Consider the following 6,061-nt stretch of genomic DNA (forward strand, 5'->3'; position numbering starts at 1 on the left):
GACTGCATGAAGCGATCTCTCTCCTTTCATCGCCAATCCGGCTTTACTCTGCTGGAAGTGTTGCTGGTCGCCATGCTGATGGGACTAGTGGCCACCGCCGTCACTCTCAGCATGGGAGGCGCCAGAGGAGATCGGGAGCTGGACAAGCAGGCGCGTCGCCTGATGGCGACGCTGCAGCTGGCGCAGGAGTATGCGGTGATGGATGGTCGGCTGGTAGGCATTCGCATCGAGGATAACGGCTGGCAGTTTATGCAGCGTCAGGCCAAAGATCGCAAGTGGCTGGCCCTGACTGGCGACAAGCAGCTGGGGCCGGTGCAACTGGCCGAGAACATGACGCTGGCGCTGGAGCTGGAAGGCTTTGGCTGGCAGCCCGATCCCGACGAGAAAACCGAACAGAAGCGCGACGAGAAGGAGCGCACGCCGCAGTTGCTCATCTTCCCAGGCGGCGAGCTGAGCCCGTTCGTGCTCACCTTCACCCAGCAGGATGACGATGCCCGCTACACCCGCATCGTCAAGGGGGACGAGTTCGGCCGCCTCACCCTGCTCACCGGCGATGAAGATGAAGAGGTGAGCCAATGAACGCCCGCGGTATGACGTTGTTTGAGAGAGGAGTCATGGTGGCGCTACTTCTGTGTCAACAACACGTTCAACGGGTGGCACGATGAAAGCGCGCGGCATGACCTTGCTCGAAGTGATGGTGGCGCTGGCGGTCTTTGCCATCGCCGGACTTGCGGTAATGAAAACCGCCAGCGAACACCTCTCTGCCCTCAACTATCTGGAGCAGAAGACCCTGGCCACCTGGGTGGTGGAGAACCAGCTGGTGCAACAGAAGCTCGAGAACAAGTGGCCCGGCGACAGCTGGGTGGAAGGGGATGAGCAGATGGCGGGCAGCACTTGGTACTGGCGCTATCGCGGCGCCGCCACCGCCGACAACAACTTCCGGGCGCTTGATATGGAAGTGCGCACCGAGGCCAAGGCCGAGAACCCGGTCGCCATGATGCGGACCTATATCAGCCGATGACCCAGAGCAACACCCGCCCTTCCCGCCACCGTGGCTTTACCCTGCTTGAGATGCTGGTGGCGATCGCCATCTTCGCCAGCCTCAGCATGGGTGCCTATCAGGTGCTGCAGGGGGTGCTCACCAGCGACGAGGTGGCCAAGCGCAAGGAGGCCCGCCTCAACGAATTGCAGCTCGCCTTCACCCTGCTGGAGCGAGACGTCACCCAGATGGTGCCGCGCAGCGGTCGCATCGAGGGTGAGAACAACAAGGTGCTGCTGGCGGCCTCCCGTTTCGGCCAGCAGAGCGATGACTGGGGCATGGCCTTTATGCGCAGCGGCTGGCTCAACCCGGACGGCATGCTGCCCCGCTCCCATCTGCAGCGGGTCGGCTGGCGCCTCAAGGATCAGAAGCTGGAGCGCCTGAGCTACCTCTATCCGGATCCGGTGATCGGCACCGAGCCGCGCATCCAGCCGGTGCTGGCAGGGGTCACGGCGTTTCGCCTCTACTTCTTCGACAAGGGCAACTGGAAGGAGGAGTGGACCCAGCGCAGTGTGCTGCCCCACGGGCTGGCGGTAGAGCTGGATCTGGACGATTACGGCACCATTCGCCGTCAGTTCCTGATTGGTGCTGGTGGCCAGCGCGCCGAAGAGAACAGCCAGAGCAGCAACCCCGATCAAGGGGGCGGCAGCGACAGCAATAACGGGAACAACGGCGGCAACGGCAATACCAATGGCGGTAATGGTGACAGCCAGAACGGCGGGGGCGCCAATGCGGGCTAATCTCGCCGCTCCCGGTCGCCAGCGCGGTATGGCGCTGCTGGTGGTGCTGCTGATCCTCTCGGTGATGGTGATCATCGCCAGCAACATGAGCGGCCGCCTGCAGCTTGAGCTGCGCCGCACCGCCAACATCACCACCGGCAAACAGGCGTGGTGGTATGCCCTCTCGGCGGAAGCGCTGGTGAGCAAGGTGCTGACACAGGATTTCAAGGACAACCCCGAGGTAGTCAACCTCAGCCAGAACTGGGCACGCAAAAATACGGTGTTTCCGGTAGACGATGGCCAGCTGAAGGGCGAGGTGACCGACCTGCAATCCTGCTTCAACCTCAACAGTCTGAGCGTGGCCTCCAAGGCGGGGAGCGGCGAGGAGCTGGAACAGCAACCCTATCCGGTGCAGGTGTTTCGCGAACTGCTCAAGCAGCTGGCGATGGATGATTACGAGGCGGCCCAGCTCACCGATGCCATCCGGGACTGGACCGACAAGGATACGGTGCTGGTCTCCAGCCTTGGCGCAGAGGACGCCTATTACGAGGGGCTCAAGCCACCCTACCTCACCGCCAACCAGTGGATGCTGGGCAAGGATGAGCTGCGGGCGGTGCGCGGGGTGACAGCCAGGGTCTATGCCAAGCTGGCCCCCTACGTCTGCGCCCTGCCCAACGACAAGTTGAAGATCAATATCAATACCCTGGCGCCCGAGCGCCCCGAGCTGCTGGTTGCCCTCTATCTGGGCAAGATAGGGCAGGATGATGCCAAACGGGTATTGAACGAACGACCGCAGAAAGGGTGGAAAGAGAGCAAGCTGATGACGGACTTGCTCGCCCCGCCCGATACGGTCAAAGGACTGAAAGAGGCGCTGGTGGTGAAAAGCGACTTCTTCGAAGCCCGTATGGTAGCGGAAGTGGGCGATAACCGGGCCTGGCTCGAAACCCTGTTCCAGCGGGGCAAGGACAATAAACTGGTCATGCTGCGCCGCCTCAGTAGCGGCGCCGAATAAACAGCGCACCGGCGGGCCCTCGCCCGCGGGTACGAGAGATGTTGGCTGCAGCCTGCGGGCTGCGCACCGGTTGCCAAGGCGTACAACGCCCTGCGCAAACCGGTATCGCAGGAGAGAGATGCGTGAGCGAAAGTCTGGTCATCCGACTGGGGACCAATAAACAACAACCCGTGGCCTGGCTGGTCTGGTCCGGTCAGGAGCAGGAGATCATCGCCTCCGGCACCCTGCCCTCGGCCGATGCCTTGGGCGAGCTGCAGGAGCGGGCCGGTGGCCGCCCCGTGGTCACGCTGGTGCCGGGCAGCGATCTGATCTTCCGGCGCGTCACCCTGCCGGGTCGCTACAACCGCCAGTCGGCGGCGGCCCTCCCCTACCTGCTGGAGGAGCAGATCGCCTCCGATGTGGATGAGCTCCATCTGGTGGTGCTGGCTCATGAAGGTCAACAAGTCGACCTGATGGCGGTGGATCGGCAGAAGATGGGCGAGTGGCTCGGCTGGCTCGATGCCGCTGGCCTCAAGAGCCTGCAACTGCTGCCCGATGTGCTGGCGCTGCCACAGGCCGCAGATGGCTGGTCTGCCCTGCAACTCGGCAACGAGTGGCTGGTACGCCAGGGCCCCTGTCAGGGGATCGTCGCCGACGAACCGCTGCTGGCCATGTTGCTGGCAACCGAAGCCGAGCCGGTCACCATCCACAGCCACACTCCGGTGCCCGCCATTGCAGCCGCCAACTGGCAGGCCGCGGAGCCCGAACTGCCCATGCTGCTGCTGGCCAAGGGGGCACTCACCTGCCGCGCCAACCTGCTGACCGGCCCCTACCGGCCGCAGACCGAATATGCCCGCTACTGGTTGCAGTGGCGCAAGGTGGCCATCACCGCGGGTCTGTTGCTACTGGTGGCCCTCGGCCAGCGCGGGGTGCAGCTCTATCAGCTCACCGAGCAGGACAAGACGCTGAAAGCGGAGATCCGTGCCGTCTATACCCGCATCTTCCCGGGGGAGAGCCGCATCGTGAACGTGCGCAGCCAGATGACCCAGCACCTGCAACTGATGGGACAAACCCCGCAAAACGGCGTGCTGCTGATGCTCACCGAGCTGGCCCCCACCTTTGCCGAAGTGCCCGGCCTCAAGCCACAGGTGATGCGCTTTGATGCCAGCCGCCGCGAGCTGCGGCTGCAGGTGACCGCCCCCGGCTTTGCCGAGATCGAGCGGTTCCGTGAGCTGGCCGGCAAGCAATTCGAGGTACAGCAAGGCGAGGTGCGCAGCACCGAGGGCAAGGTAGAGGGCGCACTGGTGCTCAAGGGTAAATCATCATGATGGAAAAATTGCAGGGCTGGTGGCACGGCATCACCGCACGGGAACAGCGGCTGGTGGTCGCGGGTGGCGCCCTGTTGCTGGTCGGTCTCTTCTACTGGAGCGTCTGGCAACCGATCAATAATCGCATTGCCGAGCGGGAGCGGCAGGTGCAGAACCAGCAGCAGACCCTCGCCTGGCTCAAGGAGAAGGGGGAAGAGGTGCTGGCCATGCAGGGTGGCGCGGGTCGCCAGATCGACACCAGCGGCACCCTGGAAGGGGTGGTCAACCGCACCGCCTTCAATCACAAGATCAAGATTGCCCGGCTGCAACCCCAGGCGCAGGAGCTGCAAGTGTGGATCGACACGGTCCAGTTCGATGACTTGCTGCTCTGGCTCTCCACCCTGGTGGAGCAGCACGGCATTCAGGTGCAAATCATCGAGATCGCCCGCGAGGATCTGGCCCCGGGTCTGGTCAAGGTCAGACGTTTGCAGTTGAGTCGCCCCCAATGAAACATCCCATTGTCACACCCCGCCGGTTGCTGCTCTCTCACCGCCATGTAGCCGGTGCGCCGGGCCGGGTTTCTCTCTTGCAGTTGAGTCGTTTCCTATGAAAAAGCGCATCCTGATTGCCAGCCTGTTTCTGGCCGCCTATCTGGTCTTCCTGCTCGCCACCCTGCCTGCGGCGCTGGTGGCGCGCTATCTGCCGCTGCCTGCCAACGTCGCCAACCTGCTGAAACTGGAAGGGGTGAGCGGCACCCTCTGGAGCGGCCAGATCGCCCGGCTGCAATATGCCAGCGAATCGGTGAACCAGCTGCGCTGGGATCTCAACGGCTGGTCGCTGCTGCGCTTCGCCCCCGAAGTGGCCATTCGCTTTGGCGATCGCAACGGCCTCAATGGTCAGGGCGTTGTCGGCTGGAATGGCGCAGCCTTCGGCCGGGATCTGACTCTCAACGCCCCGGCACCCTGGTTGATGACGCGTATTCCGATGCCGCTCCCCTTCCCGGTCACCCTTACCGGTCAACTGCAACTGAAAGTGGATCAGTTTGCCCAAGGCAACCCCTGGTGTGACAACCTCTACGGCAACCTCGACTGGTACAACGCCAGTGCCGATACCCCGGCAGGCAAGCTGGAGCTGGCCGACCCCGAGGTGAAACTCACCTGCCTCGACTCCAAACTGGTGGCCGAACTCAAGCAGAGCTCGGATGCCGTCCAGACCAGCGGTCGCCTCGAACTGCAACCCAATGGCCAGTACCTGTTCCAGGGTAATCTGAAGCCGGGGGCGGCACTGCCGGAACAGATGCAGCAGGGGCTCCCCTTCCTCGGTCAACCAGACAGTCAAGGGCGTTTCCCGCTGCGCTATCAAGGCCGGATCTAATTCACCGTCCCACCGACCCCGGCGCTGCTCCGGGGTCGGCGCTTTCTTTCCTATCCCCTATCCATTGCAATCCTGTCCATTTCTCTCCTATTCGTTGCTATCTTGTCCGTGCCCTACCCCGATATTGCTCGCCATGGCCCGCGTCGCTTGGCCATGGCACCTTTGTCGCGCCACTTCCCTTATCACCATGACGATGCAATACCTCCCTCTTGTTCAACAGCCATTCAGGTCAATGAGAGCTCACAGACTAAAAAACCAGCACAATCATTTAGACGACCAAAACATCAATCAGGTTCTATTCAGCTTAAAATACCTGGTGATGCCTGTTATTGATTTTTTATCTCACAGGAAAATAAAAACACATTACAAAAACCATAACAACTTGAAAAATAACAATAAAATTATGACATGGATCTTGTAAAACCCCATTTCTCACTCATTCCCCCGAAATCAACCATCAAGAAATGTGAACCACAACAAAACAGATGGTCAATCAGAGACGATCGATGCAACTCTCGAAATACCAGATGAAACCTATAAGTAGTTACAATGAGGCTCAGAGATCCCCTCATTTTTAGAGACTCAAATAATTCCAAGTGTGCGGGTATATAAGCGGTGTTGCTTCAGGTAG

6 protein-coding genes and 1 pseudogene are annotated in these 6,061 nt (G+C 61.3%); all 7 read left to right on the top strand.

The window, feature by feature from the left end:
* The first annotated feature begins 6 nt into the window (after positions 1 to 6).
* The 7 genes and pseudogenes from exeH (at position 7) to exeN (ending at position 5,430) form a co-directional block, all read left to right on the top strand.
* Complete coding sequence (gene exeH, locus PG888_RS15445; protein ID WP_139462869.1) at positions 7 to 579, top strand: GspH family T2SS minor pseudopilin variant ExeH; 573 nt, start codon at positions 7 to 9, stop codon at positions 577 to 579.
* An 82-nt stretch (positions 580 to 661) separates the two neighbouring features.
* Positions 662 to 1,021: a GspI family T2SS minor pseudopilin variant ExeI gene (gene exeI, locus PG888_RS15450; protein ID WP_139462868.1), complete on the top strand. Its 360-nt coding sequence runs from the start codon at positions 662 to 664 to the stop codon at positions 1,019 to 1,021.
* Positions 1,018 to 1,656: pseudogene (gene gspJ, locus PG888_RS15455) on the top strand (type II secretion system minor pseudopilin GspJ); the annotation flags it as partial. The gene exeI and the pseudogene gspJ, both read left to right, overlap by 4 nt.
* Positions 1,657 to 1,768: 112 nt before the next feature.
* A complete protein-coding gene (exeK, locus tag PG888_RS15460) occupies positions 1,769 to 2,770 on the top strand; it encodes a GspK family T2SS minor pseudopilin variant ExeK (RefSeq protein ID WP_213393613.1) in 1,002 nt (333 codons plus the stop codon).
* A 122-nt stretch (positions 2,771 to 2,892) separates the two neighbouring features.
* Positions 2,893 to 4,077, top strand: a complete 1,185-nt coding sequence (exeL, locus tag PG888_RS15465) for a GspL family type II secretion system protein ExeL (protein WP_213393612.1) — start codon at positions 2,893 to 2,895, stop codon at positions 4,075 to 4,077.
* On the top strand, positions 4,074 to 4,565 hold the full coding sequence (gene exeM, locus PG888_RS15470; RefSeq protein WP_213393611.1) for a GspM family type II secretion system protein ExeM: 492 nt from the start codon (positions 4,074 to 4,076) through the stop codon (positions 4,563 to 4,565). The genes exeL and exeM overlap by 4 nt, the downstream gene beginning before the upstream one ends.
* Positions 4,566 to 4,662: 97 nt before the next feature.
* Entirely contained in the window at positions 4,663 to 5,430 is a 768-nt protein-coding gene (gene exeN / locus PG888_RS15475; RefSeq protein WP_213393610.1) for a GspN family type II secretion system protein ExeN, read from the top strand.
* Positions 5,431 to 6,061 lie beyond the last annotated feature (631 nt).

The sequence above is a fragment of the Aeromonas sp. QDB23 genome (genome assembly GCF_027707745.1).
Classification (GTDB): Bacteria; Pseudomonadota; Gammaproteobacteria; order Enterobacterales; family Aeromonadaceae; genus Aeromonas; species Aeromonas allosaccharophila.